General features: G+C 53.5%; 13 protein-coding genes. 3 read left to right on the top strand and 10 right to left on the bottom strand.

The features are described from left to right. Positions 1–132: 132 nt before the first annotated feature. The 4 genes from T433_RS0107000 to T433_RS0106985 are packed head-to-tail and all read right to left on the bottom strand — an operon-like array spanning position 133 to position 1,885. The gene (locus tag T433_RS0107000) at positions 133–393 is read right to left on the bottom strand and encodes a DUF1294 domain-containing protein (RefSeq protein WP_027455323.1); all 261 of its coding nucleotides are present in this window, start codon (positions 391–393) and stop codon (positions 133–135) included. A 14-nt stretch (positions 394–407) separates the two neighbouring features. Beyond that, the gene (locus tag T433_RS0106995; protein WP_027455322.1) at positions 408–653 is read right to left on the bottom strand and encodes an MPN domain-containing protein; all 246 of its coding nucleotides are present in this window, start codon (positions 651–653) and stop codon (positions 408–410) included. Beyond that, the gene (locus T433_RS0106990; protein ID WP_027449025.1) at positions 650–856 is read right to left on the bottom strand and encodes a DUF4250 domain-containing protein; all 207 of its coding nucleotides are present in this window, start codon (positions 854–856) and stop codon (positions 650–652) included. The genes T433_RS0106995 and T433_RS0106990 overlap by 4 nt, the downstream gene beginning before the upstream one ends. A 48-nt stretch (positions 857–904) precedes the next feature. Continuing rightward, entirely contained in the window at positions 905–1,885 is a 981-nt protein-coding gene (locus T433_RS0106985; RefSeq protein WP_248616498.1) for a DUF3089 domain-containing protein, read from the bottom strand. 99 nt (positions 1,886–1,984) lie between these two features. On the opposite strand from T433_RS0106985, the gene T433_RS0106980 reads away from it, so the two are divergent. The 3 genes from T433_RS0106980 to T433_RS16695 all read left to right on the top strand — a co-directional run bounded on the left by T433_RS0106980 (position 1,985) and on the right by T433_RS16695 (position 4,427). After that, the gene (locus T433_RS0106980) at positions 1,985–2,713 is read left to right on the top strand and encodes a peptidylprolyl isomerase (protein ID WP_027455320.1); all 729 of its coding nucleotides are present in this window, start codon (positions 1,985–1,987) and stop codon (positions 2,711–2,713) included. Further along, on the top strand, positions 2,706–4,166 hold the full coding sequence (locus T433_RS0106975) for a Y-family DNA polymerase (protein ID WP_248616497.1): 1,461 nt from the start codon (positions 2,706–2,708) through the stop codon (positions 4,164–4,166). The genes T433_RS0106980 and T433_RS0106975 overlap by 8 nt, the downstream gene beginning before the upstream one ends. A gap of 93 nt (positions 4,167–4,259) precedes the next feature. After that, positions 4,260–4,427, top strand: a complete 168-nt coding sequence (locus T433_RS16695; protein ID WP_169735260.1) for a hypothetical protein — start codon at positions 4,260–4,262, stop codon at positions 4,425–4,427. Between the two features lie 5 nt (positions 4,428–4,432). Here the strand turns inward: T433_RS16695 and bglX are convergent, their stop codons facing one another. The 6 genes from bglX to T433_RS15895 form a co-directional block, all read right to left on the bottom strand. Then, positions 4,433–6,694, bottom strand: a complete 2,262-nt coding sequence (bglX, locus tag T433_RS0106965; protein WP_027455318.1) for a beta-glucosidase BglX — start codon at positions 6,692–6,694, stop codon at positions 4,433–4,435. Between the two features lie 8 nt (positions 6,695–6,702). After that, positions 6,703–8,907 (bottom strand): beta-glucosidase, encoded by a 2,205-nt coding sequence (locus T433_RS0106960; protein ID WP_027455317.1) that lies wholly within the window; start codon positions 8,905–8,907, stop codon positions 6,703–6,705. A 58-nt stretch (positions 8,908–8,965) separates the two neighbouring features. Continuing rightward, positions 8,966–9,808: a glycoside hydrolase family 16 protein gene (locus T433_RS14900; RefSeq protein ID WP_081778410.1), complete on the bottom strand. Its 843-nt coding sequence runs from the start codon at positions 9,806–9,808 to the stop codon at positions 8,966–8,968. Positions 9,809–9,892: 84 nt separating this feature from the next. Next, positions 9,893–13,876: a glycosyl hydrolase gene (locus T433_RS0106950; protein ID WP_081778409.1), complete on the bottom strand. Its 3,984-nt coding sequence runs from the start codon at positions 13,874–13,876 to the stop codon at positions 9,893–9,895. A 104-nt stretch (positions 13,877–13,980) separates the two neighbouring features. Next, the gene (locus T433_RS16470; RefSeq protein WP_155808418.1) at positions 13,981–14,157 is read right to left on the bottom strand and encodes a hypothetical protein; all 177 of its coding nucleotides are present in this window, start codon (positions 14,155–14,157) and stop codon (positions 13,981–13,983) included. Between the two features lie 17 nt (positions 14,158–14,174). Next, a complete protein-coding gene (locus T433_RS15895) occupies positions 14,175–16,343 on the bottom strand; it encodes an Ig-like domain-containing protein (RefSeq protein ID WP_081778408.1) in 2,169 nt (722 codons plus the stop codon). Positions 16,344–16,612: the final 269 nt, after the last annotated feature.

The raw sequence follows: 16,612 nt of genomic DNA, 5'->3' as shown, positions 1-16,612 counted from the left end.
TCCAGTCGTGAGATCTTTCGACTTAAGTCGTAAATTAGAAAAGTGGCACTTTTGGGTTAGTAAGGCGTTGTTGTTGGGTTAGTAAAATGCAGTAACCAGGTGGAGAAACTACATAGACGAAGTGGGGAAAGATTAAATGAGCATTAAAGCCACCACTACTTGTAGCGCCATGATGAGCGGAACGCCATACCTGAACTTCTTATGCAACGTCTTATGATGGAAAAGCCTCATCGCAAACAGTGCACCGACGCTGCCACCAATCACTGCCAACATCAGTAACGTACATTCCGAAATGCGCCAAGCCTTCCGTTTTGCCTTAGACTTGTCTATGCCGTAAACAAGGAATGTCAGGATGTTTACGCCAAGCAAATAATATAATACCCAATCACTCATTTCGGCATGCTGAGTTACAACATCTGTTCTAGTACCTCGACAGCTTTGGTGATATCTTCCAGAAAACACGCATGGTCGTGCAAGAAATCCTCCTTACCATCGCTAATCAACGCATACAACTCCTGGTTCATAGAATCAGCATAGTCAGCAATAGCCATCTCGATGTCGTCTTTCTGCCAGTCGAGCGTGGAGTGTGCATAGATCCTCTGCTTCTGATGCAGGAAGCTATAAGCCGTCTCAATACTATCTTTTGTCATCATCTTACTGCATCATAACCAATGGGGCGAAACTGCCGTTGCTGTTCACTGTACACAAAGCCGTTACCCTTTAGGTAACTCTTCAGATCTTCTGGCTCCGTATTGAAATTATAACATAGCGACTCCAAGGTATCGAACTCGTCGTCGCGCAGCAACATATTAACGCTCGATACCAGTATAGCAGGATCCTTGGGTAAGTATTCCATGATCTTAATGAGAAGTTAAATTGAGAGTTTAACGCAGAGGTGCTGAAACTATTCTTTGCGATGACGCCAGGCTTGGGCACGTACCTTGATATTTCGCTGCAGACACTCACTGTAGAGCCAGGGCTCACAACTGTGGATGTCGCCCACGTTCAGGAATCCCTTATACGGCGGATACTCCTTGCCATCATAGCCTTTCACCACCAGCACATGATGCTCGGGCGACAGTGTGACGGTGATGGTGTCGTGCAGCACTGCCGGTGTCGCATCCGTATGCCAGTTCACGGGGTTGATGCTCATACAGGTAGCCGCAATCACGGGATGGGCATACTTCACATCTTTCACCGTGTTATAACAGATGGTGACACCCGTATCGCTCTCGCCTTGCGCCGCTTTCAGGTGCTTCGACTGCAGCGTGTCGGCCTCCGTCACCTTGTAGCCCAGCACATAGGCGGCTGCCAACTGGCGGTAGGTGTCGTCGCTCATGTGCTTCAGCAGTTCTACCACGGCCATGCCGCCCTGACTGAATCCTGCCACTATCAACGGACGCGTAGAGTCGCGTCGCGCCAGGAAATAGTCGAAGGCTGCGCACACATCGTCCATCGCCATGCGAGCACGACGGCGAATGCTGTCTTCATCGGCCACCATGAAGGTCTCTATCGTAGCGTGGCGGTAGTAGGGCGCGTAAAACCTGTTGCCTGGTGCCATATAGGCTGCCACCTTGTTCATCTCGCGGGCCATATGTTTACGATGATGCTCGTTCCACACATCGGCATAGTGACTGGTTCTGCCAGCCTCATCCTGCCAGTCTTCCTCCCATGTGGACACCACATAGAAAACGTCGGCACCGTTGCCACAACTGTCGCTATCCACCGTTATCCACATGGTGGAGTCACTATAGTCGGGCGCCTCGGGCACCAACACCATTTCCTGTGTTATATCACGTTGTGTTGCCGACAGCGCATACAGCGCCACTGCACCTATCAACAGCACAGCTGTCAGCATCCATAGCTTCTTGCGTTTCATCTTCATTATTTTAAAAACCAACTGCAAAGATAGTTATAATTTCCCTTTTTTTTGTAATTTTGCACCGATAAATAATAAGAAAACCACTAAGTATCAGCAATTACTATGAAAGTAAATATCCAAACCATGCTGGGCGACATCATTGTTCGCCTCTACGATGAGACCCCTATCCACCGTGACAATTTTATCAAGTTGGTGAAAGAGGGCTACTATGATGGCACCCTGTTCCATCGCGTGATTAAAGACTTCATGATTCAGGGCGGAGACCCCGATTCGAAAGGTGCCCCTGCCGGCAAGATGCTGGGCGTGGGTGGTCCCGATTATACCCTCGAAGCCGAGATCAAGAGCAACCTGTTTCATAAGCGCGGTGCCTTGGCTGCAGCCCGTCAGGGCGACGAGGTGAACCCCGAACGTCGCAGCAGCGGTTCGCAGTTCTACATCGTCTGGGGACAGGTTTACAACGAAGGACAGCTGCGCCAGTTCTCCAAGCAACTGCGCATGCAGAAGGTTCAGGATGTCTTCAACGCACTGGCTGCCCAGCATCGCACAGAGATTATGCAGATGCGACGCGACAGAAACCGTGCCGGTCTGCAGGAGCTGCAAGACAAACTGGTAGCCGAGGCCGAGGGCCAGGTGGGCAAGGAAGGTCTTACTGACGAGCAGTTGAAGCTCTACTCTACCGTCGGCGGCACACCGCATCTCGACGGACAGTACACGGTCTTTGGTGAAGTGGAGCAAGGTCTCGACGTGGTTGAGATGATCCAGGGCACCGCCACCGGTCGTGCCGACAGACCTGTTGACGACATCGAGATGCGCATCACCGTGGTTGAGTAAGCCACTGCTTTTCCCACAAAGTCTTTCGACCGTCTTGTCGTCACAACGAACATACATAGCCATTGACCTGAAGTCGTTTTATGCTTCAGTAGAGTGCGTGAACAGGGGACTCGATCCTCTGTCCACCAATCTCGTGGTGGCCGACGAGAGCCGCACCGAAAAGACCATCTGTCTGGCAGTGACGCCATCACTGAAAGCCTATGGCATCGGCGGCAGAGCACGCCTGTTTGAAGTTTATCAGAAGGCAAAGGGCGTTGACTTTATCATTGCCAAACCACGAATGGCACACTACATCGAGGTCAGCGCCAACATCTACAACATCTACCTGAAGTACGTAGCGCCCGAGGACATCCACGTTTATTCCATCGACGAGGTCTTCATGGACGTCACGGCCTATCTCGGCTCCTATAAGATGACGGCCCACCAGTTGGCCATGACCATGATACGCGATGTCTTGCAGCAAACGGGCATCACCGCCACCGCCGGCATCGGCACCAACCTGTACCTCTGTAAGGTGGCGATGGACATTGTGGCCAAGAAAATGCCTGCCGACAAGGATGGCGTGCGCATTGCCGAACTCGACGAGCAGAGCTACCGACGCCAACTCTGGGACTACCGCCCCATCACGAAATTCTGGCGTGTGGGCCATGGCATCGCCGAGAAACTGGCCCGCCACGGTATCGAGACCATGGGACAGTTGGCCCGCCAGTCGGTGCTCAGCGAAGAACTGCTCTACAAGCTCTTTGGCGTGAATGCCGAACTGCTGATAGACCACGCCTGGGGATGGGAGCCATGTACCATAGAGGCGGTCAAGGCCTACAGGCCGGAGAGCAACTCCTTCAGCAGCGGACAGGTTCTGCAGTCGCCCTACAGCGCCGAACAAGCGCGCGTGGTGGTGCAAGAGATGGCAGAAGGCATGGCCTTAGACCTGGTGCGCAAACGACTGGTCACCGACCAACTGGTGCTCACCGTGAGCTACGACACCGAGTGTCTCACGCGTCCCGACATCCGCGATCGGTATCAGGGCGAGATCACCATCAACCACTACGGCAAGCCGGTGCCCAAACATGCACATGGCTCCTACTCGTTTGCCACGCCCACATCGTCATCGCGCCTCATTATGGAAGGGGCCACCAGCATCTTCGACCGCTGCGTGAACCCTATCTTGCTGGTTCGACGTCTGAGCCTCACCACCAATCATGTCACATCAGAAGTCACCGCCCAACCACAGCAGAACACGGTTCAGCAGCTGGACCTCTTCACGGACTATGACCAACTGCAACAACAGCAGCAGGAAGAGCAAGACCGGTTGGAGAAGGAACGCAAACTGCAAGAGGCACAACTGAAGATCAAACAGCGCTTTGGTAAGAATGCCATCCTGCGCGGTCTGAACTTCAAAGAAGGTGCCACCGCCAAAGAGCGCAACAGCCAGATTGGAGGGCATAAGGCGTAGTGCGCCTTTGGCGCAAGATGAGAGATGAGAGGTGAGAAGTGAGAGGTGAGAAGTGAGAGGTGAGAAGTGAGAGGTGAGAAGTTCTATTATTTTATGGATACATACGACGATATTATAAATTTGCCACACCACGTGTCTAAGCGACATCCGCAGATGTCGATGTGGAACCGTGCTGCACAATTCGCTCCGTTTGCAGCACTGACAGGCTATGATGCTGCCATTGCCGAAACGGAGCGAAAACACGAACAGTCGGAAGAATGAGACTGTTATTCTACACGAAGTGTCGCTGTTGACACACGACGGCTGTCTGAACCTATTATCACATCGAAGACTCCTGGTTCCAACACGCTGTTGCCTTCTGCATCGTAATACTGCAGTTGTTTACGACCGATGCGGAAAGTCACCTTTCTTTTTTCTCCAGCCTTCAGTTGTATTCTCTGAAAACCTTTCAGTTCCTTCACGGGGCGTGCCACCGAGGCTGCCTGCTGATGGATATACAACTGCACAATCTCATCGCCATCGCGCTTTCCCGTATTTGTTACGGTCACACTGGCCTCTATGCTGCCGTCTGCTGCCATCACGGCACTGCTGAGCGACAGGTCTGAGTAGTTGAAAGTGGTATAGGTCAGTCCGTAGCCGAATGGATAGAGCGGATCATTGCGCAGTTCCAAGTAGTTACTCTGATACTTACGATAGTTCTTAGCACCCTCTGGCACGGGGCGACCTGTGTTCAGGTGGTTATAGTACATGGGCACCTGACCGATGGCCTGCGGCATGGTCACTGTCAGTTTGCCACTGGGCGCAGCCTTGCCAAACAGCACATCGGCAATGGCATCGCCAGCCTCCGAACCTGCAAACCACACGTTCATGATGGCATCCACATGCTGCTGTTCCCAAGTGAGCACCGTGGGGCGACCCGAGAAATGGAGCAGCACGACAGGTTTGCCCAACTTCACCAATTCGGCCAGCAGCTCGCGCTGCTCGTCGGGCATCTCCAACGTGGCACGACTCGACGACTCGCCCGAGAAATCGGCACACTCGCCCATGGCACATACGATGACGTCGGCCTTCTGGGCAATGGCCAGCGCCTCTGCCTTAGCCTGTACGGCATCCACACGGGGGATGGTCTTTCCAAACTCGGCCGCTTTCTGCAGAGCCTCATCACGTGTCAGGTTACACCCTTGCGCATAGAGCAGCTTGCCTTTGGGCAGGCGGCGCTCCAAAGCCTCTTTAATGGTGGCATAGCGCTCTGGCGTATAGGCCACACACCATGTGCCAGCGATGTTGGCACGGTCGTTGGCCAGCGGACCTATCAGCGCGATGGTCTTATCCATGGTCAAGGGCAGCAGGTCATTCTGGTTCTTCAACAACACGAAAGTCTCTGTAGCCATCTTTCTGGCAGCGGCACGATGTGATGTGGTAAAGATATCTTTTGCGCGGCGTTTGGCGTCCAGATGACGGTAAGGATTGTCAAACAGTCCCAGTTTCCATTTAGCTTCCAACACACGACGACAAGCCTGGTCTATGTCGGCCATCGTCACCGACCCATCTTTCAGCGATGCTGCCAGCGTGTTGATAAATCCATTCGAGCACATGTCCATATCTGTTCCGGCCTTCAGTGCCTTGGCCGAGTTGCTCTTCAGGTTGCCAAAGCCCCAGGTGGTCATCTCGCCAATAGAACCATAGTCGGTCACCACGAAGCCATCAAATTTCCACTGCTTGCGCAGCACGTCGGTCAGCAACCAGCGGTTGGCCGTGGCATGCTGTCCGTCAACGATGTTAAAGCTCGACATATACGAGCCTGCACCGGCCTCAGCAGCTGCCTTATAAGGAGGGAAATACTGGTTGTACATGCGCAGTCGGCTCATATCCACCGTGTTATAGTCGCGTCCGGCCTCCACTGCTCCATAGAGGGCATAGTGCTTCACGCAGGCCATCACATGGTCGGGCGTATAACTGTCGCCCTGATAGCCGCGCACGTAGGCCTTGGCCACCTCGCCTCCCAGGAAGGGATCCTCGCCGGCACCCTCGGCTATGCGGCCCCAACGGGCGTCCACACAGATATCCACCATGGGTGAATAGACCCAGTTGATACCGTCGGCCGAAGCCTCACGGGCCGAGATGCGCGCCATCTCTTCAATCGCTTTCAGGTCCCACGAGCATGCCAATGCCAGTGGTATGGGGAAGATGGTCTCGTAGCCATGAATCACGTCCATGCCCACGATGAGCGGGATACCCAGTCGCGACCGTTTCACGGCGATGTCCTGCAGGGCGCGTATCTTATCCACACCTTTCAGGTTGAACACACCACCCAGCAGACCATCGGCGATACGCTGTCCTACTTCCGTATTCACGGCGCCACCCGTCACAATCTCGTCGCTGGCTGGTGCCAGGTTCAACTGTCCCAATTTCTCCTCCAGCGTCATCTTGCTCATCAGCCCACTGACAAACGCATTCATATCGCCGGTCTGTGCCTGCATGTTCAGGCACAGCATACTCATCATTACCGATAAAAGTGTTATTCTCATATTAACGTTCAATCTTTCAGTTTAAACGTGATTTTATCCGATATATTGTCTGAGGCATTACCAATCAGTGCCTCGAAGGTGCCTGCCTCTGCACGCCAGTCGTGAACGGCTTCGTCGTAGAAGCTCAACGCCTCGCGACCGATGGTCAGCGTCACCACCTTGCTCTCGCCGGGCTGCAGGAACACCTTTGCAAAGGCTTTCAGTTCTTTTTTAGGGCGCTCTACCGAGCATTCCTTGTCAGCGATATAGAGTTGAACAACCTCTGCGCCGGCACACTTACCGGTGTTCTTCACCTTGACATCAAACTGATACTGTCCGTTGCCCATGTCTCTCCACGCCTGACAGTTCATGGCAAACGTCGTATAGCTCAGTCCATGACCAAAGGCAAACAGCGGTTTGATGTTCTGCTTCTCCAACCAGCGATAGCCCACAAACACACCTTCTTTATATTCCTCGTCAATGATACGCACACCACTGCGCCATGTGCCGGGATAGGTACCGAGGGCATGCGCCCCACAGTCGGCCAGTTGTTTATACCAAGAGAAAGGCAACTTACCACTGGGGTTTACCTTTCCCAACAGCACGTTGACCAGGGCCTCGCCACTCTCAGAACCAATAAACCATCCCTGAACGATGGCAGGCACCTTGCTGGCCCATGGCATCTCGACGGCATTGCCCGAGATATTGACAAACACCAGGCGGGGATTTACCTTCAGGATGGCCTCGATGACGGCGTTCTGTCCATAAGGCAAGGCATAGTCCTTGCGGTCATGTCCCTCGCTGTCCTGATAATCGCTCTTGTTCAGTCCGCCGAAGAACACCACGTAGTCGGCCTGCTTTGCCTTCTCCACAGCCTCTGCAATCAGCTCTGACGGTGTACGCATGTCGTAAAGACTGCGGCCCACCTTCACACCATTGTAGCTCTGCACCGTATCGCCCACATAGCCACGGGCATAATCGGTAGAACACTGTGCAGCAAAAGCATCTAATGGCAGAATCTCTTTTTGCGCCTTCAACGATGAAGAACCACCGCCAACAGTCATCATCTTGATGGCGTTCTCGCCCACCACCAAGATACGCTTGCCCTGTTTCAGGGGCAAGAGTCCACGCTCATTCTTCAGCAGTACGATGCCCTCTTCTGCTATTCTGAGTGCAGCATCGTAGTGACTCTCCGAGCACAGGAAGCCCACGGGCTTGTTCTTTTTCATCGTGGTACGATAATACAGGCGCAGCACGCGACGCACCTTGTCGTCGAGTTCCTTCACAGAGTATTTTCCCTGTTGAATCAACTTCTTATATGGCAATGCCAGATGATAGCTGTCGTAAGCATTTGAGGCGCCCTCGGTCAGTCCGTTGGTCCACGAGCCGAACTCCATGTCAAGACCATTCTTGATGGCCTGCTCTGTGTCGTGCGTGCCGCCCCAGTCAGACACCACCACGCCGTCAAACTGCCAGTCGTGCTTCAGTATCTTGTTCAGCAACGTCGCATTATGACAACAGTGCTCATTCTTATAGAGGTTATAAGAACCCATGATGGCCCAGGCACCGCCTTGCTGGACAGCAGCCTTGAAGGCAGGCAGGTAGATCTCGTGCAGCGCACGGTCGCTCACCACCACATTCACGTTGAAACGATTCTCTTCATCGTTGTTCAGTGCATAGTGCTTCACACACGATGCCACACCATTCGACTGGACCCCCTGTACGTAGGGAGCCACCATCTGCGACGCCAGGAAGGGGTCCTCGCCCATATATTCGAAGTTACGACCGTTGAGAGGCGTACGGTTGATGTTGACGCCAGGTCCCAACAACACATGTTTTCCGCGGTAAAGCGCCTCTTCACCCAGGCTCTCGCCATAGAGTCGGGCCATCGCAGGATTCCACGAGGCAGCCAGACAGGTCAGCGCGGGGAAAGCCACACACGAGTCGTTGGTTTGTCCGGCCTGCTCCCACTCGTCCCACAACACGTCTGGACGAATGCCGTGAGGACCATCAGTAGTCCACAGGTCAGGAAAGCCTAATCGTTTTACACCAGGAGCCGAGAACTTCGACTGCGCATGAATCACCGCAATCTTCTCGTCGAGCGTCATGCGACTCAGTGCGTCTTCTATGCGTTGCTCCACTGGCTTACTATCATCCAGATACACGGGCAACTGTTGAGCATGCGCCCCCGTCCAGGCACAGAGCAGCATTACAGATATGAAAAGTTGTTTCATGATAATATAAGTATTGTTTATGAGTCAAAGATATGCAAGGAGCTACAAAGGCCACTCCTCATTGCTTTTGGTACACACGAACATAGTCAACCTGCATCGTGGCTGGCAGTGCACCATCGTCAACGCCCTCAGCGCCACCCCAGTCTCCACCCCATGCGAGGTTGAGGATGATATAGAACGGAGCATCGTAGGGCCAGTCGTCGCGTCCCAGTTGTCTGTTGTCATAGCTCAGCTGCACCTCACCGTCCACATAGGTCGTGATGTTCGTTGCGGTCCAGAGGATACCATAGGTATGGAACTCCCCTTCGGCACCGTCGCACAACATCTCATGGGTCACCTGCGTGTTGTTGGAGTGAACATGCGAGTTGGCATGTAGGCTAGACGACACATAGTCGGGATGGTAGCCCACCTCTTCCATGATGTCTATCTCGCCATCGGCCGGCCACGACCTGAAGTTCACCGGCATCATCCAGAAGGCTGGCCATGTGCCTTTACCTTTCGGCAGTTTGATGCGGGCCTCCATATAGCCGTAGGTCCATCCTTGCTTAGACCTGGCATACACACGTCCTGAATAGACCTTACCATTCTCCTTCAGTGCCGTGATTCTGAGCGTACCGTCTTTCACCTGGGTCACCAGCTGACCTTCGGGCGTCTGGTGGTTCACATAGTTCTGCAACTCATGGTTCACCCATCCCGCTGCCTTTACCTCGTGTGTCCAGTCACAGCTGTTCAGTTCTGTACCAGTATCAAACTCATCTTGCCACACCAGCCGATAACCATCCGGCACACCGATTGTATCTTCAGAAGTGGAACACACGGACGCGGAGGTCATCCGGTCGCTGTCAGCAGTGCCGAAGCCCATGAGGGCTACGGCGAGAGAGAGTAATAGAGTACTATACATGTAACGTTTTATTGATTGTGTTTATTATCTTTTGCTTTGACTTTGTTTCTGCGAAACACGAACATGGTCATGATTCGTGCCTTCTCATTTCCCGATTATTTTCTGTCCGTTCCTCACAAAGATGCCCTTCGCCGGCTTTACGACACGCCGTCCGGTCAGGTCGAACAAGTCACCGTGTTCAGTCTTCACCGCATCACGCTTATCGCTGATGACCGTTGCCTTCACATCGCCATAGACCCAGATGTGGCTGACCTTCTCGCCCCAGTCGGTGGCAGCACGAGAACTGTGGAACTTCAAGTAGCGCACGCCATTGGCTACCCCCGTCAGGTTGCAGACACACAACTGGCTGCTATTGTTTTCCACCGCACACACTTGCTGCCACTGCTCACCATCGGCAGATACCGAAATCGTATAGTCGGCAGGCAATGCCGGACTGAACGAAATATTCAAGAACTCCACATTACAAAGGTCTGTCAGATCTATCGTGAAGTAGGTGTCGTGCATGCGCTCCGGCGTGTCGTTGCGCAAGAAGAAGTTCTCGGCATAGTCGTCCGTGTTAGCCAGCACAGCAGGGCGTGGTGCCGAAGCCTCGGGATTCAGTCCGCCAATCTGGCTCAAGCTGAACAGCAGGTTCTGGCGCGAGGCATCGCCCACATAGATACGGTGTGTGTTGGTCACGCCATTGCACGTAGCTACAATGGCATACTGTCCCATCTTCGTAGCGCGGAACGTCAGGTGATGATTGTCCACCGCATTCAGGGTGGCATCAGTGGTTTCCTCTTCGTCCGTAGCCGTCAGCCTACGCAGGGCGAAGTCTATGAGCTGACTGGCAGGCTGACCAAACTGATTCAGAGCTTCCGCCACCACATCGACAGGTGCATCCTTCGTGGTCTTGTCGTCGGCAGTCATTGTGATAGAAGTCACTCGCAAGGCCTCCTCAACGACGAGTTGCTTAGAGGCAGTCAAGCCTCCCACCGTCGCCGTGACATTCACCTTGCCATAGACAGAAGGTGTAAACGTGCTACCGTCAAAGTTGCCGTCAGCACTACTCCACGTGGCCGCCACGGTCTGTTGATTCTTGGCATAGTCATAGCCCACAATATTGAGCGTGGTGGGAACACCCTGTTTCAGTACATCTACCGGACTGCTTATCATGACGCCCATCAATGTGGTGCTTGGTGCCGACGACGGTTTTCCATATACCTCCAGTTCATAGAGCGAGATACCGTATTGAGTGGCACGCGTCTTTCCCACCAACTTAACATAGCGTCCGCTCACATCGCCCAGCAGAATGTTGTCTTGTCCGCCACTGCTCAGACAACTCTTGACTAGCGTCCAGTCGTTGGCATTGTTGGAAACATAGATATCATACGCCGAGGCATAGGCCGTTTCCCAACTGATACGCACCTTATATATCTGACAGTTCTCACCCAAATCCACGTAGAGCCATTCACCGTCCTGATGCGCACTTCCCCAGCGTGAGCCCTTGTCGCCATCGGTGGCATGAGCAGCCACGCAACCGGCATTTTCCCAACTGCTCACAGTGCAGGACTTGCCCAGTGCCAGATTCGGCATGATCAGTTCCTCGCGCAGGTCGGGTTCACTATGATCAACAGGATAAATCTTCGTGACACCCGTGTACACACTGTCCTTCACCTTCATCTGACGGGCAGGCACCACAAAGCTGGTGCCATCGCTATAAGTCACCGTGAGCGGAGCATCCGTGGGGTTATAGGCAATATACGCATTCGTATATTTACGAGCTGTAGGAATAGAAGCCGTCACCGTCCAGTCGATATCGCCATAGGTGCGATGAGCATGCGTCACGTAGTAGGTGATGCCACGCGTAGAACTGTTGTGCATGGTACCCCAGTTGTTGTCCCAGCCTTGGTCAAAGATGGCCGCCGCATCGTCAGGATCGCTGAACTGTCTGTATGTGAGCACCACATTGCCCCAGTCAGAGTCGCGCAGGTCGGCCGTACCGATACCGCCCTGTCCGTCCCATCCCTTATGTTCCTTCAGCTCCATCAGTCGCTGGTAGTCCCATGCTGCAAAAGCCTTGTCCTCGCCCAGATAGTCGAGTGCGGGCGACACGGGCATCCACTGTATGCCCTGCATAAACACCGGATCGCCACCGAACCAGGTCCACCATCCCACGCCGTGGCTCGTCAGGTTCGAGTTGTAGGGGATAATATAGTCGGGGTTCTGGTGTCTGAACTTGTCGTAGTCAATATTATAGTCGTCCGTCTTAGTGGTATGGAAGCTGGCATCGACCGTCTCGCCATGACGGTCGAACCAATATTCGGCCGTGGCACGACTCTCGTTCACCCAACCAAAGATACCAGCATCGCGCATCTCGTCGTCGCCCAGTGCCACACCCAACAGAAAGAGTCCGCCCCAGCCCTGCATGGCCTCGGAGGTAGATTCCTGTCCGTTGCCGGCACCATCGCCCATGCCACCAGCATACGAGTGTCCCTCCCAGGGGTCGAACATACGCAGGAAGCAAGCCCATGAGTCGCGCTTATAGTTGGCATAGTCTCGAGCCACCAACTTCATCATATCGCCATAGTTCTCACGGAAGTCGTCATCGACCATAGCCAGCAGTGCTGCTGCCAGGGTGAAGTAGCCATAATGGAAGTGATGATCGTTGTAAGTCTCGCTGTCGTAACTGGTGGCATAGCCAATGAGTCCGCCCCAGCGGTTGTCGCGTGCAAAGAAGAAGTTCTCCTCGCCAGGCGTATAGGTGAGCCAGTTCACCAGCGCCTCTTTCAGTCGGGCATGGCACTGGTCGAACAAGAGCTCGTCGCCCAGCTCGCGGGCAAACGTCATGTTCAGAGCCATCTGTGTCAGTCCCTTACCGCCCCAATAGGTGTCGGCACCGAAGGTACCCTCTGAGGCATATTCTCTAACCAACTGCAACATTCGGTCTTTGTTGAACGCATGCTCGCCGCCATCGGTAGGTACGGCATACCAAGGCAGCATACCTGCAAAACGGTAGCTGATGTGCTGGCAACTGCCAGCTGCCACCTTCAGCGTTCCGCGAGGGGTGGCATAACTATTGATGGGCGACAACGAATGGGTGGCATAGCGCTCGCGGTAGTGGTGAGGAATGAATCCCTGCAACACCTGACTGGTGGCAGCACCCGTGCGGAGATCTTCTGCCGAGACATCATAGGTCGTGGTCAGCAAGCCATTGTCATAGTTCCAGCTCACCTGCGTGTTCACCGGTTTGCTGTAGGCATAGGTGCTATAGACATCCAAGTCGGACTCTTGTTTCAGCAGTGCCACCACCACGTAGGGTGCCGTCAGCATAGCCCGTCCGTCGGCAATGGTCACAGTGGTATTCTCTGGGAGGTAGATGCCATAGAGATCAGCGGTCTCGCCATTGGCTATCTTGACAATCAAGCGTGTATAGTTGCCGCTGCCTATCGGTGTGCCATCGGCGGTCAGGAAACTGACGTTGGCATTGCCCGTCAGCCTGTTGTCAGCCCCATCATTGTTGGTCTTGACGGCGGTCAGCGTCAGCGTGGTGTTTTCAGCCTCTATCCAAGTGAAGGGAGAGCCATGCATCAATGTGGTTGTCAGTTTCCGGTTGGCATCCGATTCCGAGAAGGTCACGGTCCAGTCGCTCCAAGCCTCGGCCAACGGTGTCTTGGCATGGAAGTCAGCGCCCGTCACCACCAGTTTCGACTGCGCCTTCATCTCGGTGCCGTTGTCCACCCAGTATTTGGGATAATGAATATCCATGCCGTATCTCATGCCCTGCACATAGCCAGGATAGGCCCACAGGCGGCCCGTCACCTCGTCGCCCGTGCGGTAGCGGTCGGCATTGATCAGGTCTGTCCACCACTTATTGGTGGGGATGGGTGTATTAGCACGCTCGTTGATATAGAGTTTGCGGTACTGCATATACTGACTCTGGTCGCCACCGTGTTCGTTGGTGCGACTCATCGACAAGGGGGTGTATGCTGCATAGCTGCCCCTACCCACTCTGATGATTTGTTGTGCCACGGCATCCATCGTGCCCAGCAGGCAAAGCATGGTTGCGGCCAATATCTGGATTCTCATTTCTACTTATTCACTTTGTTTTTTTAAAAAAGGAGTCAGTGTCCGTCACGGAGTCTGACTCCTGTCAATACTAAAAACTAATAACTACTATTATTAACTAGATATCAATATTCGTCTTCTTCGTCTGTCCAAATATCGTAAGAGCGACTATCTACATAGCCCGTCGTGACTTCTTCCTCGCTCACAACGGCCTTCCTCTCGTTCGGGTTACTGACAGCCATCATTTGGGTTGTGGCGATGGTCACAATCTCTGTCCATGGTTTGATATAATTCTGTTTCATATCACTATTCTTCCTTCTTATTTCATCATTACTTTCTTACCATTCACGATATAGAGTCCCTTGACAGGTCGCTGTATGCGCTGACCCTGGAGGTTGTACACGGGAACCAGCTCCACATGGTCGGCTGTGACGGTTGCGACGCGGGTGGTCGAGCCGTCGACGAGAATAATCTCGCGAGAAGCGTACGAACCCGACAGACCTGTGAAATAACTGCGGAAGCATCCAACCGTGGCACCGTTGAGTTTGTTCAACTGAAGGGCTGCGCCCACGTCGCCATAGACGCCATACTGCGTTCCATCAGTCACGAAGGGGGCATAGTTGCCCTTGAAAACCACAGTAGCCTGTTCCACGCTTGAGGGTGTAGCACCCAGATAGAAGTCAACCTTGCCTGTTGCCACGATATCTACCGGTGCGTCGGTGGTGTTGTGAATCACGACCGGTGTGGCTGCCGGGATGATGTGTGCATTGGCACCATCACGCCTTGTCAGCACCGGCGCATCTCCTTCCATGGCCGTAAACGTGTAAACATCGATGGCATCGTTCTGTGTCGATGCGAAAGGCAGATAGGATGTGGCCCATTTGTTGGCAGCAAGCGTACGACTGATGGTGACGCCCTCGGCCTGAGCATCGATAGTCATGGTTCTGGCAATAGCATCGGTATTGCTGTCGACGAAGGTCAGCGCCTTGCCCGTGGCCGAACGATAGTACAAGCCATCAAAGACCACCAGATTGTCGGCATCGACCGACTGACTGGGCACACGCCCCGTTCCTTCTACCAACACGATGGCATTCGGATTGGCAGGCGACAGCGTGACAGCTTCCACGATATTGGCGCCTCGCATATCGACAACAGGCGCTGTAGAAGCGTTGATGATGGTTTCGTCGGCGGTGGTCACGTCGCCTGATACCACACCATTGACTACCGAACAGGGATTCACGACAGAACCTTTCGCATAATAGATGTTAGAGAATATCAGCAGACCGTCCTTGACCGAGTCGTGATAGCGGAAGGTCAGATAGTTCACATTCTCGGGGGCAGCAATCTCTGAGGTGGCCACCTGCAGCTCGTTCCAACCGGCGTTCAGGTTGAAGAGTCGCGATGTGCCCTCGCCCTCGAAATAGAGGGTCAGTGTGTGGGCTTCTGCCGACCACACGTCAACCACCAGTTTGTCGCGCTCGCTATAGTCCTTCAGCGGATTAGGTATCTGCATGCCGCCCAGCTTACTGCCCTTACGACAGGTCTTGCCGTCGATCGACACATTTTCCTGCTGACTGCCCCAGCCCCAGCCTTGGTCAGACCATGCACCTGTAGTGCCGTCGTAAACAATGGTCACGTCATCGCCTGTGGGAGCGGCAGGTGCCGTTGTCGGCATGTCATAGACCCTCACCTGGACCGTGGCCGACTTGCCCGCAACACCCGAACCAACCGTGATTGTAGCCACACCGGTGGATACGCCCGTGACAAGACCCGAGCCAGAGACCGTAGCCACAGCCTCATCACTACTTTCGTAAGTCGGCGTGATGGTGCATGGCGTGCCCACCTGATCCAGGGCGGTATAGGTGATCTGCGAACTGTTGCCCGAGAAGATGACGGGATTACTGATGCTGGCCGTCATCGTTGTCAGCACGGGTGTGTAGGTATCGTAGGCCACAAATGTCCTGATCTTCACACCCCAACCGTAGTTGGTCGCCGTAGAGGGCACAAACACGATGTAGCGTCCACTATTAGCCACCGTCACCGTGGCGTTCTTCACCGTCTCCTGAGCATTCGAGAACGAGGCAATCTCTGTTTCGCCGCTCAGCGTACCATCGTCGGCCGGTTGGGTGTTGGTCACATAGACCTTACCACCTGCGGCAGCCCCCTCCCATGTGGTGTTGATATTGCCAATGGTCTTCGCCTCACCTAAGTCAATATAGAAACCTTGTATGCCCAAGGCCTTATTGTCGTCGGTGTTGTAGCTGCCGCCTTCTTCCGGAAAGAGATAGACGTTCGACGTATTTCCGTTGACTGTGATTTTCTGTAATTGCGAATTGTCAATCGTGTAAGTAGTAGTACCATCATTTTTGGTAAAGGTCTTCAAGCCACCCAGAGGGACCACAGTCCTTCCGGAAGTCACATTCGTCTGAGCCGATGTGCTCAGCGCAGTTGTCATGAAAACTGCGAATAGCAATAATACTTGTTTCATTGTTTTTATGATTAGTAACTATATGAAATGGTTCATTAATTTTAGTTCTGGTTTCTGCTGCAAAAGTAGAGGAATTATGCAAACCTGCCATCAAAAATACCACGCAAAAAACTCACTTTTGCGCTTCTACATGCCCTGTTTATCGGTATTACAGCGCCATTTCAACTCATTTTCTTCGCAATACAAGCCGGATCATCTCGCAAGAGTGGCCGAATCATCATGCAATAGTGGCCGAATCATCATGCAATAGTGGCCGAATGAACTCGCAA

It is taken from the genome of Xylanibacter brevis ATCC 19188, from assembly GCF_000621725.1.
GTDB classification, from domain to species: domain Bacteria; phylum Bacteroidota; class Bacteroidia; order Bacteroidales; family Bacteroidaceae; genus Prevotella; species Prevotella brevis.
Note: the sequence above shows the minus strand (reverse complement) of the source record. Positions and strands in the feature narration are given on the sequence as shown.

Excerpts from the sequence above, each read along its gene's own strand:
- T433_RS0106995 (WP_027455322.1), bottom strand. The coding sequence starts at position 653 with ATGATGACAAAAGATAGTATTGAGACGGCTTATAGCTTCCTGCATCAG.
- T433_RS0106960 (WP_027455317.1), bottom strand. The coding sequence starts at position 8,907 with ATGAAACAACTTTTCATATCTGTAATGCTGCTCTGTGCCTGGACGGGG.
- T433_RS16470 (WP_155808418.1), bottom strand. The coding sequence starts at position 14,157 with ATGAAACAGAATTATATCAAACCATGGACAGAGATTGTGACCATCGCC.
- T433_RS16695 (WP_169735260.1), top strand. The coding sequence starts at position 4,260 with ATGGATACATACGACGATATTATAAATTTGCCACACCACGTGTCTAAG.
- T433_RS15895 (WP_081778408.1), bottom strand. The coding sequence starts at position 16,343 with ATGAAACAAGTATTATTGCTATTCGCAGTTTTCATGACAACTGCGCTG.
- bglX (WP_027455318.1), bottom strand. The coding sequence starts at position 6,694 with ATGAGAATAACACTTTTATCGGTAATGATGAGTATGCTGTGCCTGAAC.
- T433_RS0106990 (WP_027449025.1), bottom strand. The coding sequence starts at position 856 with ATGGAATACTTACCCAAGGATCCTGCTATACTGGTATCGAGCGTTAAT.
- T433_RS0106980 (WP_027455320.1), top strand. The coding sequence starts at position 1,985 with ATGAAAGTAAATATCCAAACCATGCTGGGCGACATCATTGTTCGCCTC.
- T433_RS14900 (WP_081778410.1), bottom strand. The coding sequence starts at position 9,808 with ATGTATAGTACTCTATTACTCTCTCTCGCCGTAGCCCTCATGGGCTTC.
- T433_RS0107000 (WP_027455323.1), bottom strand. The coding sequence starts at position 393 with ATGAGTGATTGGGTATTATATTATTTGCTTGGCGTAAACATCCTGACA.
- T433_RS0106950 (WP_081778409.1), bottom strand. The coding sequence starts at position 13,876 with ATGAGAATCCAGATATTGGCCGCAACCATGCTTTGCCTGCTGGGCACG.
- T433_RS0106985 (WP_248616498.1), bottom strand. The coding sequence starts at position 1,885 with ATGAAGATGAAACGCAAGAAGCTATGGATGCTGACAGCTGTGCTGTTG.